The organism is Janthinobacterium sp. GW823-FHT06H09 (assembly GCF_058794735.1).
Genome location: NZ_JBXAHC010000006.1, coordinates 347010 through 365744, shown reverse-complemented (window position 1 = coordinate 365744; position 18735 = coordinate 347010). Strand labels below are relative to the sequence as shown.

General features: G+C 63.8%; 14 protein-coding genes and 1 riboswitch. Of the genes, 9 read left to right on the top strand and 5 right to left on the bottom strand.

All coding sequences use genetic code 11. The features are described from left to right. Positions 1–64 precede the first annotated feature (64 nt). Entirely contained in the window at positions 65–3577 is a 3513-nt protein-coding gene (locus tag AC1Q6X_RS12780; RefSeq protein WP_492497380.1) for an SdrD B-like domain-containing protein, read from the bottom strand. A 423-nt stretch (positions 3578–4000) separates the two neighbouring features. Here AC1Q6X_RS12780 and AC1Q6X_RS12775 point away from each other — a divergent pair, with 423 nt between their 5' ends. From AC1Q6X_RS12775 to AC1Q6X_RS12745, 7 genes are all read left to right on the top strand, one after another. After that, complete coding sequence (locus AC1Q6X_RS12775) at positions 4001–5053, top strand: hypothetical protein (RefSeq protein WP_070220024.1); 1053 nt, start codon at positions 4001–4003, stop codon at positions 5051–5053. Continuing rightward, entirely contained in the window at positions 5050–6750 is a 1701-nt protein-coding gene (recJ, locus tag AC1Q6X_RS12770; RefSeq protein ID WP_492497377.1) for a single-stranded-DNA-specific exonuclease RecJ, read from the top strand. The genes AC1Q6X_RS12775 and recJ overlap by 4 nt, the downstream gene beginning before the upstream one ends. Before the next feature lie 234 nt (positions 6751–6984). Next, entirely contained in the window at positions 6985–7392 is a 408-nt protein-coding gene (gene fos / locus AC1Q6X_RS12765; RefSeq protein WP_070219987.1) for a fosfomycin resistance glutathione transferase, read from the top strand. A 284-nt stretch (positions 7393–7676) separates the two neighbouring features. Next, positions 7677–7763, top strand: a riboswitch (cyclic di-GMP riboswitch). Between the two features lie 83 nt (positions 7764–7846). Next, complete coding sequence (locus tag AC1Q6X_RS12760; RefSeq protein WP_492497374.1) at positions 7847–10465, top strand: S53 family peptidase; 2619 nt, start codon at positions 7847–7849, stop codon at positions 10463–10465. 136 nt (positions 10466–10601) lie between these two features. Beyond that, positions 10602–11039: an MbcA/ParS/Xre antitoxin family protein gene (locus AC1Q6X_RS12755; protein WP_070219985.1), complete on the top strand. Its 438-nt coding sequence runs from the start codon at positions 10602–10604 to the stop codon at positions 11037–11039. Further along, positions 11036–11749 (top strand): RES family NAD+ phosphorylase, encoded by a 714-nt coding sequence (locus tag AC1Q6X_RS12750; RefSeq protein ID WP_492497371.1) that lies wholly within the window; start codon positions 11036–11038, stop codon positions 11747–11749. Before AC1Q6X_RS12755 ends, AC1Q6X_RS12750 begins: the two co-directional genes overlap by 4 nt. Positions 11750–11791: 42 nt before the next feature. Beyond that, positions 11792–12112, top strand: coding sequence for a DUF2288 domain-containing protein (locus AC1Q6X_RS12745; protein WP_070219983.1), 321 nt, complete (start codon positions 11792–11794; stop codon positions 12110–12112). A gap of 82 nt (positions 12113–12194) precedes the next feature. On the opposite strand, the gene AC1Q6X_RS12740 is transcribed toward AC1Q6X_RS12745, so the two are convergent. The 4 genes from AC1Q6X_RS12740 to AC1Q6X_RS12725 all read right to left on the bottom strand — a co-directional run bounded on the left by AC1Q6X_RS12740 (position 12195) and on the right by AC1Q6X_RS12725 (position 17012). After that, positions 12195–12917 (bottom strand): ABC transporter ATP-binding protein, encoded by a 723-nt coding sequence (locus tag AC1Q6X_RS12740; protein WP_492497369.1) that lies wholly within the window; start codon positions 12915–12917, stop codon positions 12195–12197. A gap of 10 nt (positions 12918–12927) precedes the next feature. Continuing rightward, positions 12928–14871 (bottom strand): branched-chain amino acid ABC transporter ATP-binding protein/permease, encoded by a 1944-nt coding sequence (locus tag AC1Q6X_RS12735; protein ID WP_492497367.1) that lies wholly within the window; start codon positions 14869–14871, stop codon positions 12928–12930. A gap of 7 nt (positions 14872–14878) precedes the next feature. Beyond that, positions 14879–15769, bottom strand: coding sequence for a branched-chain amino acid ABC transporter permease (locus tag AC1Q6X_RS12730; RefSeq protein WP_010398938.1), 891 nt, complete (start codon positions 15767–15769; stop codon positions 14879–14881). An 85-nt stretch (positions 15770–15854) separates the two neighbouring features. Further along, positions 15855–17012 carry an ABC transporter substrate-binding protein gene (locus tag AC1Q6X_RS12725; RefSeq protein WP_070219975.1) on the bottom strand — a complete coding sequence of 386 codons (1158 nt, stop codon included), beginning with the start codon at positions 17010–17012 and terminating at the stop codon, positions 15855–15857. Positions 17013–17378: 366 nt separating this feature from the next. Here AC1Q6X_RS12725 and AC1Q6X_RS12720 point away from each other — a divergent pair, with 366 nt between their 5' ends. Beyond that, positions 17379–18287, top strand: coding sequence for a hypothetical protein (locus AC1Q6X_RS12720; protein WP_409028456.1), 909 nt, complete (start codon positions 17379–17381; stop codon positions 18285–18287). A gap of 24 nt (positions 18288–18311) precedes the next feature. Further along, positions 18312–18734: a hypothetical protein gene (locus tag AC1Q6X_RS12715; protein ID WP_492497364.1), complete on the top strand. Its 423-nt coding sequence runs from the start codon at positions 18312–18314 to the stop codon at positions 18732–18734. The last annotated feature ends 1 nt before the right edge of the window (position 18735 follow it).

Genomic DNA, 18735 nt, shown 5'->3' with positions numbered 1-18735 from the left:
GGCGCCCCGTGACGGGCGCGCCGGTGCGGCATTGCCGGGCAGGCTCATGGCCCGGCAAGGGACATCAGGCAGCCATTTCCTGGGGCTGGGTCGTTGCGTGAGCCATGGCGCGGCGCAAGAGGTCGGCCATTTCGCACTGGGCCTGGGCTTCCGCGGCAGGGGCTGCGGCGGCGGCCGGCGCGGCGGCGACGGTGGTCACCGTGCCATCCTGGCCCAGCACCACGTCGAGCGTGCTGTCGTCGCGCAGCAGGTCGGCCATGCTGGGCAGGGTGACGCCGGCAGCGGCCGCATCCTTGGCATCGACGTTGAAATACACGTCCGTCATGTCGACCGTCTTGCCGTCGGCCAGGGTGGCGCTGCTGCGCTCCAGGTGCAGATTGCTGTTGGCGTCGAGGAAAGGCAGTTCCGTGTAGCTGACCGCCAGGCTGGCCACGCCGGCGTCGTGCAGAGACATCAGCTCGCCATCGTCCGTGACGCCATTGCTGTTGGCGTCGCGCCAGATGCGCAGCTCGGCGAACTTGTCGTCATGCGCATCGACCACGCCGTCGTGGTTCGAGTCATAGCTGGACAGCTTGGCGAAGCCCGTGCCCTTCTCGTTACCACCGAACAACTCGGAGATGTTGTCGATCTTGCCATTGCCATTGCTGTCGATGGCCAGCAAGCCGTCATGCGCCGAGACCCAGCCCGTCTGGATGGCGCTGCCCGTGCCCAGCAGGTCGAAGCTGCCGTGGAAGTCGGCGCGGGCGATCGTGTGCACGCCGTCACCGTTGAGGTCGATGACGATGGGCGTGATGGCCGCATCCCAGCTCATGTCGTTCTGACCCGACGCCAGCTTCAATATGTCCGTGTAGACCACGTTGGACGTCGTGCCGTTGCTGTTGACATCCGAATCGATATTGTCGTTCGTGCCCACGTTCTTCGCGCCCCATTTCCACGTATCCATGGCGTAGCCCGCGTGGTACACGCCCGACTTGTCGAATTTCAGGGAATAGCTGCCCGGATCGAGGTTGCTGAACAGATAATTGCCGTTGGCATTCGTGTAGGTGGTGGCCAGCAGCACGCCGCTGCCCGAGTACAACTGCACCTTGATGTTGGCGATGCCCGCCTCGTTGTAGTCTTGCACGCCGTCATGGTCGGCGTCGCGCCACACCTTGTCGCCCAGGCTGGCCTTGCGGTAGATGCCCGCATCCCAGCTCATGTCGTTCTGGCCGGCGGCCAGGTTGATCAGGGACGAGCGCCCCGTGCTGACATCGACGTCGGAATCGGCCGTATCGCTGCCCAGATTGGCCTTGGTGTAATAAAAGCCTGATGGACGGATGACTTCCACCTTGTAGCTGCCGGCCGCCAGTTCGCTGAACAGGTAGTTGCCGCTGGCATTCGTCGTCGTCGAGGCGATGACCACGTTGCTGGCATTGAGCAGGTTGACTTTCACGCCCGCCACGCCCAGCTCGCCCGCATCCTGCACGCCGTTGTAGTTATTGTCTTCCCACACGCGGTCGCCGATGGAGGCCGTGTTGAGTTTGACCAGGCCGGCATCCCAGTCCAGCTGCACATCGCCCGACTTCAAGCTAGCCCATGTGGTGGTGAAGCCGCTGGCCGGATTGACGTCCGAATCCGTGGCGTAACCGCCGATATCGGCCTTGGTGAAGCCATAGCCGGCCGGCGGCACGAAGCCCAGGTAATATTCGCCTGGCACCAGGTTGCTGAACAGATAATTGCCGTTCGCATCCGTGGAGGCGCTGGCCACGACGACGCCTTGCGCGTTGTACAGATTGACTTTCACGCCACAGACGCCCGCCTCGCCCGCATCCTGCGTGCCGTTGCCGTTCGCATCGAACCAGACGCGGTCGCCGATGGACGCCGTCTTGTACAGGCCGGCATCGAGATCCTTGTAGTTCTGGCCCGCGGCGACCGTCACCTGGCCGCTGTTGCCCAGCGTGTTGATGTCGCTGTCGAGCGCGTCGCTGCTGCCCGCATCCTTGACGGTAGTCAAATAGCCAGCGGGGGCGACGACGGCGATCGAGTACGTGCCGGGATCGACATTGAAGTTGTAATAGCCGGTGGCGTCCGTCAGGGTCGAGCCGATCACGCTGCCGGCCGCATTTTTCAGCTGCACGGTAACGCCGCCGATGCCGGACTCGCCCGCATCCTGGATGCCGTTGGCGTTGCTGTCATGCCACACGCGGTCGCCCAAGGTGGCCGGCAAGGCCACGATGCCCGCATCCACGCTGTGGTTGCTGTCGCCCGAGGCCAGCAGCACTTGCGCTGTCCTGCCATCGGCATTCGCGTCCGAATCGCGCTGCTCGTCGCCGCCCTGGTCCTGGCCCGTGAAGGTATAGCCGGCTGGCAAGGTGGTCTTGTCGAATTGCACGCTGTAGGCGCCCGGTTTCAAATTCGTGAACAGGTAGTTGCCGTTCGCATCCGTCACCACAGGGCTGCCGACGGCGTTGCCCGACGCGTCGAGCAAGGTCACTTTCACGCCGGCCGCACCCGCTTCGCCCGCATCCTGCACGCCGTTCTTGTTGGTATCGAACCAGACCCGGTCGCCCAGTTCGGCCGTGCGGTACAGGCCCGCGTCCAGGGTCAGGTTGGTTTCGCCCGGCGCCAGGGTGACGGGCGCCATCTTGCCGCTGGCATCGATATTGCTGTCCTTGCCCGCATCGCCGCCCTGGTTGGCTGCCGTCGGCACATAGCCGGCGGGCGCCACCACGGTCACGGAATACGTGCCCGGGTTGACGTCAAAGTGGTAGCCGCCGCTGGCGTCCGTCGTGGTGGAGGCGACTACATTGCCGGCCGTATCCTTCAATTGCACGACCACATTGGCGATGCCCGCCTCGCCCGCGTCCTGCACGCCGTTGGCATTCTTGTCTTCCCAGACGAAGTCGCCCAGGTGGGCCATCGGCACCTTGAAGGTCAGGTAATGGGGCGCCAGACTCAGGTCTTGCGCATTGCAGCCGGCCGTGCCGCCGTCATCGCGCACCTTGAAACCGAGGTCGAAGTCGCCGGCCACGGTCTGGCTCGGCACGAAAACCAGGTGGCCCGCGCGGATGTCGTCGATCGATACTTCCGTGCCCACCGCCACGGCTACGCCATTCAACAGGACCTGGCCCGCCGTGGTGGTATTCGTGATGACGATGGACTTGAAACCGTCGTGCTCGACGTCGTCGTGGAAGCCGAAATCGCCTTCGCTGAGCACCACGTTGTTTCCATTGAGCAATGTAAACGTCTTATCGGCCGCGTCCGGCGCGTCGTTGACGGGGTCGATGATGACTTGCAGGCTCAGCTGGACGATATCGCCATTGCCCTTGTCGATCGTCACTTCGATGGTCGAAAAGCTGCCGTTGTAGTTGGCGGCCCAGTCGCCGGGACGCACATACACGGTGTCCGCATCGAGCATACCGAACAGCGGTGTGTTCTCGGTCGATTCCGTATCGTCAGGCAACAGCACGGTGAAATTCTTGATGTTCAGTTCGCCTTGCACCGAGTAGCCGGCCTGGATCAGCAGATCGCGGATATCGAAATTCTTGTTGATGTCTTCGCAGACGTGGACCGTGGTCGACAGGTTGTAGGTAGTCATGCGGCCTCCTGACGGCATGCCACGGCGGCAGCAGGAGCGGAAGTACGAGGGGCCAGGGCGCGATCAGCCTGGCCGCGCAAAGCGGCGAATGTATACATAAGTGGGCTTCCAAGAAGGGACTTGTTTAAAAATGAAGCCGGCAGATCTTGTATACAATTTCGAGGGACACAGGAGCCAGACGACGCAACCACGCAGCAGGGGGTGATTGTCTTTCTGATATTAAGTTAGCGCAATTATATCCACTATCTTTTCAAAAGAGAATCATTTTCCGATGACAAAGATAAAATTTAAATAATGAAGATGTTTTATTGATATTTTTAATGTGCAAGGCGGCTGGCTTGCCCGCGCCAATCTGTGGCAACGATCGAGGCGAAAACACATGCGCCCTACTCGCACGCCGCCGCTATCGCCTACAATCTCGGGATGAATCAACTTACCCTCGTCTTGCCCTTCGCCTTGCCCAACGCCGAACTGGCTGCCGACCTGCTCAAGGTCTTGCAGGCGCCCGCGCTGGCAGCGCTGCTGTCGCGCACCTCCACTTGCAATTTAGAAACTTTTGACAACGCCAACCGCTTGCTGCCGCATGAAGCGTGGCTGGCGCACGCCCTGGACCTGTCGCCCGCGCCCAACGGCGCGGCGGCGCAGGCGGCCTTTGCCGCCCGGGCCATGCGCGGCTACGGCCTCGTGCCGGAACCGGGCGCACGCTACTTCCTGCTGCATCCGGCCCACCTGGCCATTGCCCGCAGCCATATCAGCCTGGAAGACTTGCGCCAGCTCAAGCTGAACGAGACCGATGGGCGCGCCCTGTTCGACATCGCTGCCCCGTATTTCGACGAGATCGGCCAGCCGCTCGCGTATGGCGACGCGGGCACCTGGTTCATGCGCGCCGACGGCTGGTCCGACTTGCAGTGCGCCACGCCGGACGCCGCCACCACGCAAGACCTGTCCGTCTGGATGCCGGAAGGCGAGCACGCGCGCGCCGCGCGCCGCCTGCAGAACGAAGTGCAGATGCTGTGGCATGAACACCCCGTCAATGCGGCGCGCGAAGAACGGGGCCTGAAAGCCATCAATGCGTTCTGGATCTGGGGCGGGAGCGTGGCAACAGTGGAGGCTGCGCGCTGCGCGGCCAGCCTGCATACGCAGAATGCACCGGGCTGGCTGGCCGCGCTGGCGGAACCGGCACGCCGCGATGCCAGTCCAAACAGTGTGCTGGCGGACCAATCCGACACGATCGTCGTGCTGGGCGGCTTGACCGAAGCGGCGCAGGCCCAGGAATGGGGCATGTGGCTGCAGCAATTGCAAGCGCTGGAAGCAGACTGGTTCGCGCCCCTGCTGGCGGCCTTGAAAGATGGCCGCCTGGGCCAGCTGCGCCTGGTGCTGACCCACCGCGACGCCTGGCTGGACGTCACTACCAGCAAGCATGCGCAGCGTAAATTCTGGCGCGCCATTACCCTGAACAAGTTGAAAGCATCATGACCCGTACCCGCATCGCCACCCGTCCCTGCCCTTACCGCGAATCCGAATTGCTGCGCCAGGGAGGCATCCACCCCGTGCTGGCCCGCCTGTACGCCTCGCGCGGCCTGTCCGACGCGGCAGAACTGTCGAGCGAACTGGCGGCCCTGATGCCGCCTTCCGGCTTGCTGCACATCGGCGCGGCCGGCGTCTTCCTGGCCGATGCCATCGCCGCCAAGAAACGCATGGTCATCGTGGCCGACTACGATTGCGACGGCGCCACGGCCTGCGCCGTGGCCATCCGCGGCTTGCGCGCCATGGGCGCCGACGTCGATTTCATCGTGCCCAACCGTTTTGAATACGGCTACGGCCTGACGCCGGAAATCGTCGAACTGACGGCGCGCGAAAAATCGCCCGACATCATCATCACCGTCGACAACGGCATCGCCAGCATCGATGGCGTGGCCGAAGCGAACCGGCGCGGCATGCAGGTCGTCGTCACCGACCACCACTTGCCGGCCGACACCCTGCCCGACGCGGCCGTCATCGTCAACCCGAACCAGCCTGCCTGCGGTTTTCCCAGTAAACATCTGGCCGGCGTCGGCGTCGTGTTCTACGTCCTGCTGGCCCTGCGGGCCGAGCTGCGCCGACGCGGCATCTTTGATGCGCAGACGCAACCCAAGCTCGACAACCTGCTCGACCTGGTGGCGCTGGGCACGGTGGCCGACGTGGTGCGCCTCGATACCAACAACCGCATCCTCGTCGCGCAAGGCTTGAAACGCATGCGCAAGGGCAATATGCACGCGGGCGTGGCGGCGCTCTTTCGCGTGGCGGGCCGCGAAGCGCGCAGCGCCACGCCGTTCGACCTGGGCTTTGCCCTGGGACCGCGCCTGAATGCGGCCGGCCGCCTGCAAGACATGTCGCTGGGCATCGAATGCCTGATCACGGACGACGAAGGCCGCGCCTGGGCGCTGGCGCAGCAATTGAACGACATCAACCTGAAACGCCGCGAAATCGAGGCGGAAATGCAAGATACGGCCCTGCTGCACCTCGACGATTTCGAGCCGGCCAACAGCAGCACCATCAGCGTGTTTGACGAATCCTGGCACCAGGGCGTGATCGGCATCGTCGCTTCGCGCCTGAAGGAAAAATTCTACCGCCCGACGATTACCTTTGCACCCGGTGCCGACGGCTGGATCAAGGGTTCCGGACGCTCGATTCCCGGTTTCCACTTGCGCGACGCGCTCGACCTCGTGTCGAAACGGGCGCCTAGCCTGATTGACAAGTTCGGCGGCCACGCCATGGCGGCGGGCTTGACCATCCGCGCCGACGCCTTCGACGCCTTTTCCCAGGCCTTCGAAGCCGTGGGCCAGGCTTGGCTCAGCGCCCAACAGCTGGAACGGGTGGTGGAAACGGATGGCCCGCTGGAAGACGCGTATTACACGACGGCCTTCATCGAGCTGATGGATGGCCAGGTGTGGGGCCAGGGCTTCGCCCCGCCCGTCTTCTGCGACGAATTCCGCGTCGTCAGCCAGCGCATCCTCAAGGAACGGCATTTGAAACTGCTGCTGGAAAAGAACGGCGTGCGCTTCGACGCCATCTGGTTCGGCCATACCGATGCCCTGGGCGAACGGACAAGGGTCGCCTTCCGGCTTGATGCGAATGAATACAATGGCACGACCAAGGTGCAATTGATGGTAGAGCACGCCGAGCCTGTGTAGTGACACTTGACAGTACCTACTGCGCGTCGGTATAGGCCGCCTGCGATGCTCACCGTACTAGAAGTACGGTTGCGCTTCTCGACAGCCTCTCCCTTCCGCTCACTACGGTTCTGTCAGGCGTTGCGAATTTTGTGGTCTTATTGCCATGTCTCATGTTTACGTGAAACAATGTCGGATCAAACAACAGCGACGGCTGGAACAGCGATTCACACCACCTGAAAGTTATCCCGCACCATGCTGACCGGCCTGAACCACCTCACCCTGTCCGTGCACGACCTTGATCGCAGCGTCGTCTTTTACCGCGATACGCTGGGCCTGCGCATGCATGCGCGCTGGGAGAGGGGCGCCTACCTGTCGGCCGGGGATTTGTGGCTGTGCCTGTCGCTGGATGCGGGCGCGGCGATCGGCGCGGGCGGCTACACGCACTATGCCTTTTCCATTTCCCAGGAAGACTATCCTGCCTTTGCCGCCCGCTTGCGCACGGCTGGCGTGACGGAATGGCGGCAAAACAGCAGCGCCGGCGATTCCCTGTATTTTCTCGACCCGGACGGCCACCAGCTGGAAATCCATGCGGGCAGTCTGGCGCAGCGGCTGGCGGCCTGCCGGGCAGCGCCGTATCAGGGCATGGTGTTCGAGGATTGACGATGGTCAGCACATATTCATTAAATTCATTAAATTCATTGCACCAGCAAAAGAGCATCCGCTGTTACTGCACAAAAACACTGTCACGCATCGATAAGCCCTTGATAATCTTGTTTTTAAAACTGTTTTTAAAACTTAATCAAGCTGACAAGATTCCATCCGCAATGGGCAAAATCGCCACATTTTATTGCAATAATAAAAATATTGATTGGGAATAGTTAACACTTATTTGGCAAATTCACTAGAATTGATAGCACATCAGGTAATTTCCAATGATGCATGATCAGTTCTGAGGGCAAACCCGTCGAAAGGCGGGGACGCAAAGCCACCGGCCTACCGCTCGCAAGCGCCATGGCAGCGGGGCTGCCAATGCAGGGCCGGGACCGCCAACGCGCGCCACCAGCCTCGATGCATTGTCGAGATGTGGCCCTCGCCCAACTCGGAGAGTTTCCCCATGAAAAAATTCATTCCCCCGCATGCCCGCCACGGGCGCCTGCTGCTGGGCGCCACGGCCGCCATCCTGCTGGGCGCGTGCGGCCCCGGCCAGGAGACGACGGCGCCGCCCGCTGCCATCGCCACGGCCGCGACACAGTTCAGCGTCGAGGTACCCGTCATCCCCGCCGGCGTCGGCACGCTGGTGGCGCAACCGATGTTCCATGCGGCTCCTGCCCTCCTGGATGCGCCGGACGGGCGCGACAACGCCAACAGCAGCGGCTCGGCCCACTGGCGCCCGCACATGCAGCGCGTCCCCCGCGCCATGGCGGACATGGCCACGCGGCGCCTGACGGCGCAAAAGATCGCTGCAGCGGAACAGGCGGCGCAGAATATCGCGCCGTTGCTGTCCGGCGGCACGAGCGACACCGTCGCGCCGATGGCCGGCAGCAGCGTGGTGGCGACCTACTCTCCCGCGCAAATCCGCGCCGCCTACGACTTGCCAGCCCTGCCTGCGGCGGGCACGGCGCTGACGCCAGCCCAGGCGGCCCAGCTGGGTGCCGGGCAGACGATCTACATCGTCGATGCCATGCACAACCCGAACGCGGCGGCCGAACTGGCCATCTTCAACCAGAAATTCGGCTTGCCCGGCTGCACCACCAAAGCCATCGCCACGAATGCCGCCCTGCCATTGCCGCCAGCACCACTGAGCGGCTGCGAATTGTCCATCGTCTACAACACGCCGTCGAGCACGATGACGGCCACCGCGCCCGCCTATAACTCGGGCTGGGCCATGGAAATCGCGCTCGACGTGCAGTGGGCGCACGCCACGGCACCGCTGGCGCGCATCGTGCTGATCGAGGCGCCCGACGCGTCCGTCAACAGCCTGCTGGGCGCCGTGCGTCTGGCCAACCTGATGGGCCCTGGCGTCGTATCGATGAGCTTTGGCGCCGCCGAAGGCAGCTGGACAGCCTCCGTCGACAGCGCCTTCACGGGCAAGAACATGAGCTACCTGGCCGCCACGGGCGACTCGGGCAGCGGCGTGTCCTGGCCCTCCGTGTCGCCGAACGTGCTGGCCGTGGGCGGCACCACGCTCAGCTACAGCGGCAGCGGTGCGCGCAGCGAAGCGGCCTGGTCCGGCACGGGCGGCGGCATCAGCGCCTATACGGCCCTGCCCAGCTACCAGACGGTAAACGTGCCCGGCCTGACCAATCTGCTGCGGCGCAACGTGGCCGATGTAGCCTTCAATGCCGACCCCGCCACGGGCCAGTACACGGCCGTAATGGCACAGGGCAGCAGCACCGCAAGCTGGCTCAGCATCGGCGGCACCAGCCTGTCCACGCCGCAATGGGCCGGCCTCGTCGCCATCGCCAACGCCAGCCGCGCGCTGCAGGCGAAGACGGCGCTCGGCTTGCCGCACAGCATGCTCTACGGCCAGATCGCCACCGTGCCCGGCACCTTTGCCAGCAGCTTTGCCGACATCACGCGCGGCAGCAACGGCACCTGCAGCGTGTGCACGGCCAGGGTCGGCTATGACCCGCTGGGCGGCCTGGGCACGCCGAACGTGAAAAACCTGCTGGCCAGCCTGTCGGGCACGCAGATCGCCCCGACAGCCCCCGTGGTGGCGCCGGCCGGCATCAGCGGCGCGGCCGGCAAGCCGCTGTCGTTCACCGTCTCGGCCACCGCTTCCAATCCACTCAGCTACACCATGCTGGGCGCACCGGCCGGCATGAGCATCGCCGCCACGGGCGTGGTCAGCTGGGCCGCCCCCATTGCCGGCACGTATGCCGTGACCATGGTGGCCAAGGATAGCGTCACCGGCCTGACCGGCCAGGGCGTGTACAGCATCGTCATCGCCCCCGTCGCGCCGCCCGTCGTCGCGGCCGGCGCCATCACGGGCAAGGTGGGGACGGCGCTGACGTTCAATGTCAGCGTCACGGCCGCCAATCCCGTCACTTATGCGCTCGCCGGCGCACCGGCCGGCATGACCATCAGCAGCGCCGGCCTGGTGAGCTGGGCCGCGCCCGTGGCCGGCACCTATGCCGTCACCGTGACGGCCACGGACAGCAAGACTGGCCTGAGCGGCAAAGGCGTCTATACGGTGGCCATCGCCGCCCCGCTGCCGCCCGCGGTGACAGTGTCCAGCGTCAGCGGCAAACCGGGCGTGGCCCTGTCGTTCACGGCCACGGTGGTGGCGCCCAACCCCGTCACGTACAGCCTGTCGGGCGCGCCGTCCGGCATGGCCGTCAATGCCGCCGGCGTCGTCAGCTGGGCCAGCCCCGTGCTGGGCAGCTACAACGTGACCGTCATCGCCAAGGATACGAAAACGGGCTTGACGGGCCAGGCCGTGGCCACAGTGAAAATCGCCGCCGCCGGCCCCACGATCAGCGCCGCCGCCATGACGGGCGTGGCCGGCAAGGCCATGAGCGGCAGCATCGTGCTGACGGCGCCAGGTGCGACCTCGCTGCGGATCTCGATCGACGGCGCGCCGCTGGGCATGCAGTTCTCCATGAGCGGCCTGACCATCACGGCCTACTGGCCGCAACCGGTGGCCGGCAGCTATGCGCTGAAGGTCGTGGCGCTGGACAATAACGGCTTGACGGCGCAACTGACGGTGCCGATCACCGTCACGGCAAGATAAACCAGCGTCGCCCGCCAACGGGGCGCAGTGGGACACATGTCCGCTGCGCCCCGTTTTGCATGCGCGCGGCCGTTGCAACGAATCCGAAAAAGGAGTATAAATAGTCCTTAAATAGAGTTTTATTGAAGGACATATCATGCATCTCGCCTACGCCTATCCCAAGAGCCGCTTCGAGCCGGCCGTGCTCGTCGACCTGAACGCCAAAGCCGAGCGCGAACGATTGTCGCAAGCGGCACTGAAGGGGTTTTTCAAGCTGGCCGCCGCGTGGAAACTGCGCGACGACGATGCGCGCGAATTGCTGGGCGGCCTGTCCAGCAGCGCCTGGTACGAGTGGAAGAAACACCCGGACCGCGTGCTGGAAGTGGACCGCATCACGCGCATTTCCTATTTGCTGGGCATCTACAAGGCCTTGCACATCCTGTACGGCGACAAGCTGGCCGACGAATGGGTCAGTTTGCCCAACAAGAACCCCATCTTCGGCGGCCGCACGCCCCTGTCGCAGATGCTGGCCGGCGGCTTGCTGGCCATGCAGACCGTGCGCAAGCTGCTCGACGCGCGCCGCGGAGGGCTGTGATCGTGCCGGCCGCCGCGAATTCCCTGCTGCCGCCGCTGGCCGCCTTGCGCCAGATCGACACCTGCCGCCTGATCCCGTCGCGCTTCGCCGACATGGAGGATTCCGTGCTGGCACCGCTGGCCGAAGACGACGACCACCTGCGCGAGCTGTTCGAGCTCGATAACGCCACCAACGCGCGCCTGGTGGCCGAGTACGGCGGCGCGCCAGGAATTGGCGTGGACGAGCTGGTTTTTGGCGTGCCGCACTTTCGCATCATCAACGCCGCCTACACGTATGCCCGCCCGGAAGGGGCGCGTTTCAACGATGGCGAACGGGGTGCCTGGTATTGCGCCTTCGACATGAAAACGGCGCTGGCCGAGATCATTTTCCACAAGACCGTGGAATACCAGGAAATCGACTATTTCGACGACAGCGTCAGCTACCAGTCGCTGCTGGCCGATTTTTCCGCCAGCTTCCACGACCTGCGCGGCCAGGAGCGCTACCAGGCTTGCCTGGACCCGGCCAGCTACATCGCCTCGCAAGACCTGGCCGCCATCCTGCTCGAGGCCGGTTCCATGGGCGTGATCTTCCCCAGCGTGCGGCACGCCAGCGGCACCAACCTGGCCTGCTTCCGCCCTGCCCTGGTGGGCAATGTTCGCAAGGGCGTCGCCTATCGGTTAACATGGCAGGGTACGCCGACGCCGCACGTGGAAGCCTTGCCAGGCAAATAAACCGCGCGCATCGGCACCCGACTCACCGCAACTTGATCTCACATGCAAACCAATCCTGAAAAAGACACCGAACTGCGCCTCAAAGTAAACAGCGAAACGGCCCGCCTGGCCTGGAGCGAACTGGAAAAGCACTTCGCCCAAGGCAATGTCGTCTGGATCGCCAACGAGCTGGACCTGGTCGAAGTGGCCGTGCGCATCTCGCACGACGACAAGGCCACCATCACGCAATGGATGGTCGACGGCAAGGTCGCCAAGGTATCGGACCAGCAGGCGCTGGACTGGCAGGCGGCCGATGCGTCCCTGTGGGCCGTCGTCGTCAGCCCGTTCATTCTGGTGCAGCAGGAAAAGCCGACCAAGCACTAAAGGCTGCGCTCGAACAACAGGCGCAGCGCGGCAAGTTTGACAATGCGCAGCAAGCGCATTGTCAGCGCATTCTCAACTTGCCTCAGTGCCCGCCCCCCAGATACGCCGCGATCACCTTCGGGTCGGTTTTCAGGCTCTCGGCCGGCCCGTGCACGGAAATGCTGCCGTTTTCCAGCACGTAGCCGTAATCGGCCACGTTCAGGGCGGCGGCGGCGAATTGCTCGACCAGCAGCATGGTCACGCCTTCGGCCTTCAATCGCGTGATGATGCGGAAGACTTCTTCGACCAGGATGGGCGCCAGGCCCATCGACGGCTCGTCCAGCAGGATCACTTCCGGGTTCAGCATCACGGCGCGGGCCATGGCCAGCATCTGCTGCTCGCCGCCCGACAAGGTGCCGGCCAGCTGGTCGCGCCGCTCCTTCAGGCGCGGGAACAGCTCCAGGGCCTTGTCCAGGTCGCCCTTGATGTCGCCTTTCGGGCGCGCGCGCGTAAAGCGGGGGAAGGCGCCCAGCAACAGGTTGTCCGTCACCGACATCGAGGCGAACACGCGCCGCCCTTCCGGCGAATGGGCCAGGCCGGCGCGCGCGATGCGGTGCGAATCGAGCCCCGTGACATCCTTGCCGCCCAAGGTGACGCTGCCCGATTTGGGTTTGAGCATGCCGGAAATGGCGCGCATGGTGGTGGTCTTGCCGGCGCCGTTCGAGCCGATCAGGGTCACCAGCTTGCCCTTCGGGACTTCGAGCGAAATGCCGTGCAGGACTTCGACTTTGCCGTAGGCGGCGTGCAGATTGTGAATGGTCAGCATGGTCTTCCTCTCAGTGCGCCGCAGGGCTCAGGGTGTCGGCGCTGCCGCCCAGGTAGGCTTCGATCACTTTCGGATCGCTTTGGACAAGCGCGGGTGCGCCTTCGGCGATCTTCTGGCCGAAATCGAGCACCGTCACCACGTCCGACAGGGCCATCACCACGTCCATGTGGTGCTCGATCAGGATGATGGTAATGCCATGCTCACGGATCTTGCGGATGATGGCCATCAGTTCCTTGATGTCGGGCGCCGTCAGGCCCGCCGCCGGCTCGTCGAGCAGCAGCAGACGCGGGTTGAGGCCCAGCGCGCGGCCGATTTCCAGCAAGCGCTGCTTGCCATACGGCAGATTGCGCGCCTCTTCATTGGCCAGGTCGGCCAGGCCCACGAATTCGAGGATGCTGGCGGCCCGCTCGCGCGCGGCCGTCTCTTCGCGCTTGTAGCGCGGCGTATGCAGCATCACGTCCAGCACATTCGACTTGAACGTATTGTGCAAGCCCACCAGCACGTTCTCGGTGGCCGTCATCTCGCCGAACAGCTGCACGTTCTGGAAGGTGCGCGCCACGCCGCCCAGCGCGATTTCGGACGGCGTACGCCCGGAAATGACGGCGCCCGCAAATTCCACCTTGCCCGCCGTCGGCTTGTAGATCCCCGTCAGCACGTTCATCATCGTGCTCTTGCCCGAGCCGTTCGGCCCGATCAAGCCGTGCACGGAGCCTTGCGTGACGTTCAGGTCCACCTGGTTCAGCGCTTTCAGGCCGCCGAACTGCATCAGCGCCTGGTCCACGCGCAGCAGGGTCGCGCCCTGCTGCCCGCCCTGCGCGTGGTCGAACGGCGCCACGCCGTGCGAAGCGACGGCCTGCACATGGCGCCGGCCCTTGCCGATAAAGCTCATCAAAAAGCCGACGATGCCGTCCTGCAGGTAGTACACGACAAACAAGGTCATCAGGCCGAAGATGGTCAAACGCCAGTCGACCATGTTTTCCAGCTTGTAGGAAAACGCGGCCAGGCCGATGGTGGCCGCCAGGGGCACGAGCACGCCGCGCACGGTGGAGCGTTTTTTCGCCAGCATGAAGGCGGAGCCGATCACGCCCAGCACGGCGGCGGACACAGCGATCTTGCGGAACAATTCGATGTCCGACAAGAGACTGGGCAGCATGACGACGATCAGGGCGCCGATCAGCGCGCCCGAACGCGTCTTGCGTCCGCCCATGATGACGGCCAGCAGGAACAATATCGTCAGCTCGAAGTTGTAGGTATTGGGCGAAATATACTCTTCCGAATACGCATACAGGCTGCCGGCCAGGCCCGCGAAACCGGCGCTGATGACGAACGCATACACCTTGTAGCGGTAGACGGACACGCCCATGCAGTCCGAGGCGATGGGGCTGTCGCGCAGCGCTTCGAACGCCCGTCCCAGGTTCGACTTCAGGATGCGGTGCACCACCACCAGCGAGATTACCAGCAGCGCGGCGACCATGTAGTAGTACTCCACTTCCGTCAGTTTGTGGCCGAACAGGACGGGTTTGTGGATCTTGATGCCCATCGGCCCTTCCGTCAGGAAGCTCATCTCGTTGATCAGGATTTGCACGATGGTGCCGAAGGCCAGGGTCACCATGGCCAGGTAGGGCCCCGTCACGCGCAGGGCCGGCAAGGCCAGGATGGCGCCGAACAGGGCCGCGCCGGCGATACTGGCGGGGATGGCCAGCCAGAACGACACGCCCAGCTTGAACACCAGCACGCCCGTGGCATATGAACCGATGCCGAACAGGCCCGCGTGACCGAGCGACACCTGCCCCGTGTAGCCGACGACGATATCGAGGCCGAACAGCAGAATGGCGTAGATCAGGATGGTCTCGGCCAGGTGGATGTAGTACGGGTTCGGGATGACGATGGGGAACAGCGCGAGCGCGGCCAGGCCCGCCGCGCTCAGCGCCAGCATGGTGATTTTCTTGTGCATGTGGTCCTCAGACTTTCTTGATCGCGGCTTTGCCGAACAGGCCGGACGGCTTGACGGCCAGTACCAGCAGCAACAGCAGCAGGCCGGGCACTTCCTTGTAGCCGGTGGAAATGTAGTAGCCGGTGGTCGTTTCCGCGATGCCCAGGATCAGGCCGCCGACGATGGCGCCCACGCCCGACGTCAGGCCGCCGATGATGGCCACGGCAAACGCTTTCAAGCCCAGCGAGGCGCCCATGGTGGCCCCCGTCAAGGTCAGCGGTGCCACCAGCACGCCCGCAAAGGCGGCCGTGGCCGACGACAGCGCATAGGAAAAGGTGATGACCATGCCCGTGTTGATGCCCATCAAACCGGCCGCGTCGCGGTCGTTGGCCGTCGCCACGACGGCCTTGCCGTAGATCGATTTGCGGTTGAATACTTCGACGGCCAGCATGATGGCCAGCGCGCCGACGATGACGGCCACCTGCATCTGCTGCACGTTGGCGCCGAACACCTGGAACGGCGCGGCCGACAGCGGCGACGGGAACATCAGGTCATCCTTGCCCCAGATGTTTTCCGCCACGTTCTTGAAAATGATGGCCAGCGCGATGGTGGACATGATCCAGCCGAATTCGGACTTGATCTTGATGGCGGGCCGCACGCCTATCCATTCGACGAACACGCCCTGCAAGGCGCCGAAGACGATGACGATGGGGATCATCAGCAGGTAGCTCATGTAGGGGCCGCCGTGGATGGTGCCCACCAGCGACAGGCCCACGAGCGCGCCCAGCATCAGCGATTCGCCCTGGCCGAAGTTGAGGGTGCCGGACGTGGCAAAGGTCAGCTGGTAGCCGAAGGCGATGACGGCATAGATCATGCCCAGCGCGATGCCGCTGAAGACGAGCTGCAGGAAGATTTCCATGGTGTTCCCCGAAGGATGGGAGATAAAAAAATGGCCAGTCCTGATTCCTCAAGGCTGGCCACTGCGCGGCGAAGGTCTGCCAGGCTTATTTCGCGAGGACGACTTTGCCGTCCTTGACTTCGCCGAAGACCGTCAGGTCGGCCGTGATCGCTTCATGGTTGGTCTTGCTGAACGGCTTGTTGTAGGTGGTGACGGCGCCTTCCACCTTCTCATTCAGGTTTTCCAGCGCGGCGCGCACTTTCGGACCATCCGTGCCGCCCGCCTGCTTGAAGGCGGCGGCCAGCAGGTAGATGGAATCGTAGCCTTGCGCGGCCGAGACGGCCGACGGCATGCGTCCGCCCGACGGCTTGTAGGCGGCCACATAGGCGTCGATGAAGGCCTTGCGCTTCGGCGTGCTGGCGTCCTGGATGAAGGTTTGCGGCATGCGCGTGCCATTGCCGTTCTTGCCCGCGTTGTCGATGAAGTTACCCATGGCCAGGGTCCAGCTGCCGATCAGCGGCACTTTCCAGCCCAGTTTTTCCATGCCGTTGGCGATCTGCGCCAGTTCCGGGCCGATGCCGTAGGTCAGCACGACTTCCGCCCCCGCCTGCTTGGCTTTCAGCAGCTGGGCCGTCATGTCGACGTCCTTGATGTTGTATTTTTCAACGACAACGGGCTTGATACCCTTCTTGTCGAGCGCCTTTTCCAGGTCTTCACGGCCCAGCTGGCCATAGTTGGTGGAATCGGCCAGGATCGCCACTTTCTTGAACTTGCGGTTCTCGATCGCTTCATGCACGATCATGCCGGACTGGATCGTGTCATTGGCCGCATTGCGGAAGATGTAGTTTTCCGGCTGGTCGGCGAATTGCTTGGTGACGATGGAGCCCGTCGCCACATTGTTCATGACGGGAATTTTCGCTTCCTGGTAGAAGCGCTGCGAAGCGAGGGCCACGCCCGTGTTGATGTAGCCGACCGTGGCGGCGACCTTTTCCTTGTTGATCAGTTCCTGGGCGATCTGCACGCCGCGTTCGTTCTTCGCTTCGTCATCGCGCTCGATCAGCAGCAAGGAACGGCCCAGTACGCCACCCTTGGCATTGATTTCCGCGACGGCCAGCTTGACGCCGTCGCGCATCGACACGCCCATCGGCGCGGAACCGCCCGTAAACGGTCCGGACACGCCGATCTTGATGGGGTCGGCTGCGACTGCCGCCTGCGAGAAACCCAAAACCAAACTTGCCACGAGCAATTTCTGTTTCAAATTCATTGTCATCTCCTCTGCTACAACGTTTTAAATGCCACTTATTTTTATTGTCGTACGCTGGATAACCGCCCCATCGATAAATCATTGTAGGTGAGTAAACATGCACCAGCAACAACTACATATGACGCGTCGCAACATGCAGAAAAGAGCCAATTGCTGGCCCGATGTCAGTCTTTTGTAAGGAAAATATGAGGCAAATTGGAACACACTGCACCATTTGGCAACGGTGCTGCCACCGATGCGGGGCCGCCAGGCGACTTCACAGCGAGCTGATCTGACGCAATACCGCCATTGCTCAGCATGCTAACGTCGGCCATGCCAGCGCGTGTGCGCCGGCCCCGTCAGCCACTGCTACCGCATGGAGGCCATATGCAGCGCCCGTCGAACTCGTCCATTTCCACCCTGCTTCTTTGCGCCAGCGCCAGCCTGCTGCTGGGCGGCTGCGCCGCCAACCTGGCGCCCGTGCGCAGCTTCGCCGAACAGACGCAAAAGGTGTCGCTGCACTTCGAACCCATGCTGGCAGGCGGCGTCCGCAGCTGCATGGACAAGGCCATGCGCAAGCGTCTGATCCTGGCCGAGCGTTTCGATGCGCAAGCGAGCGAACAGGCGGCGCGCGCCGATTGCGCCGCGATCGCGCAAGCCAGCGCGTCGATCGCCAGCCTGAACGACGTCCTGCTGCGCTATGCCCAGACCATGGCGGCGCTGGCCGATGACAAGCTGCCCGTCTACAAGGAAGAGTTTTCCGGCCTGGGCGATGCGCTGGGCGGTCTCGCGCAGCCGGGCGCCGGCGCGCCCCTGCTCGATGCGGACAAGCTGGCCAAGGTCGTCAAACTGAGCGAGCATCTGAGCCGGCTGGCCACGCAGCGCCGGCAGAAATCGGCCTTGCGCGAATTGCTCGACGAGCAGGAAGCCGTCGATATCGTCAGCAATGCGCTCAAGGAGTATGCGCAACGCAGTTACCGGGCCGGCTTGCAGGATGAATTGCGCGACCTGGATCTGCTGCGCGGCGCCGTCGATAACGCCGCGCCGCGCGAACCGCTGGCCGCCAACTACATCCGCACGCGCTTGCACCTGGAAGGCCGGCAGTTGCAGGAAAGGGAAAAGATCGTCGCCGCGTATGTCGCCGCCGTCGACGCGCTGCAAGCGAGCGTGGCCGCGCTGCGGGCCAATTTCGACCGCCTGCAGGCGCCGGAACTGGAGCGGCAGCTGGCGCAATTTTCACGCGACGTCGACACGCTGCAGCGGCAAGCGGCGTTCTATGCCCCCGCCCGCTGGTAAGCGGCGCGCACACAGGAGTATCCCATGGCCCCACTGACCGAACTGAGCGAACTGACGAAAGACCAAAGCTACGCCATCGCCGACAGCCTGGCGCAGGCGTCGAGCCTGGTGCTGGAATTGCGCATCCGCGAACGCGAGGCGCTGGCGCCGGACGAGCGCGCGCTGCTGGAACAATATGAAAATCACCTGGACCAGATGGTCGCGCTGTTCCGCGCGTACGGCATTTACCTGACGGCCGAAGGCGCGGAGCAGGCGCGCGTCGACATCGAGGGCGCCATCGCCAAGGGCAAGTCGCAGCTCAAGCGCATCGCCGACGTGAAAGCCGCCATCGGTGCGGCGGCACGGCTGGTCGACCTGGGCGCCGCCATTTTGTCGCGCGACCCGTTCGCCATCGGCGAGGCGGCGGCCAGCTTGCGGGCCAAGCCTAAAAAAGACGCTCAGGCTTGAC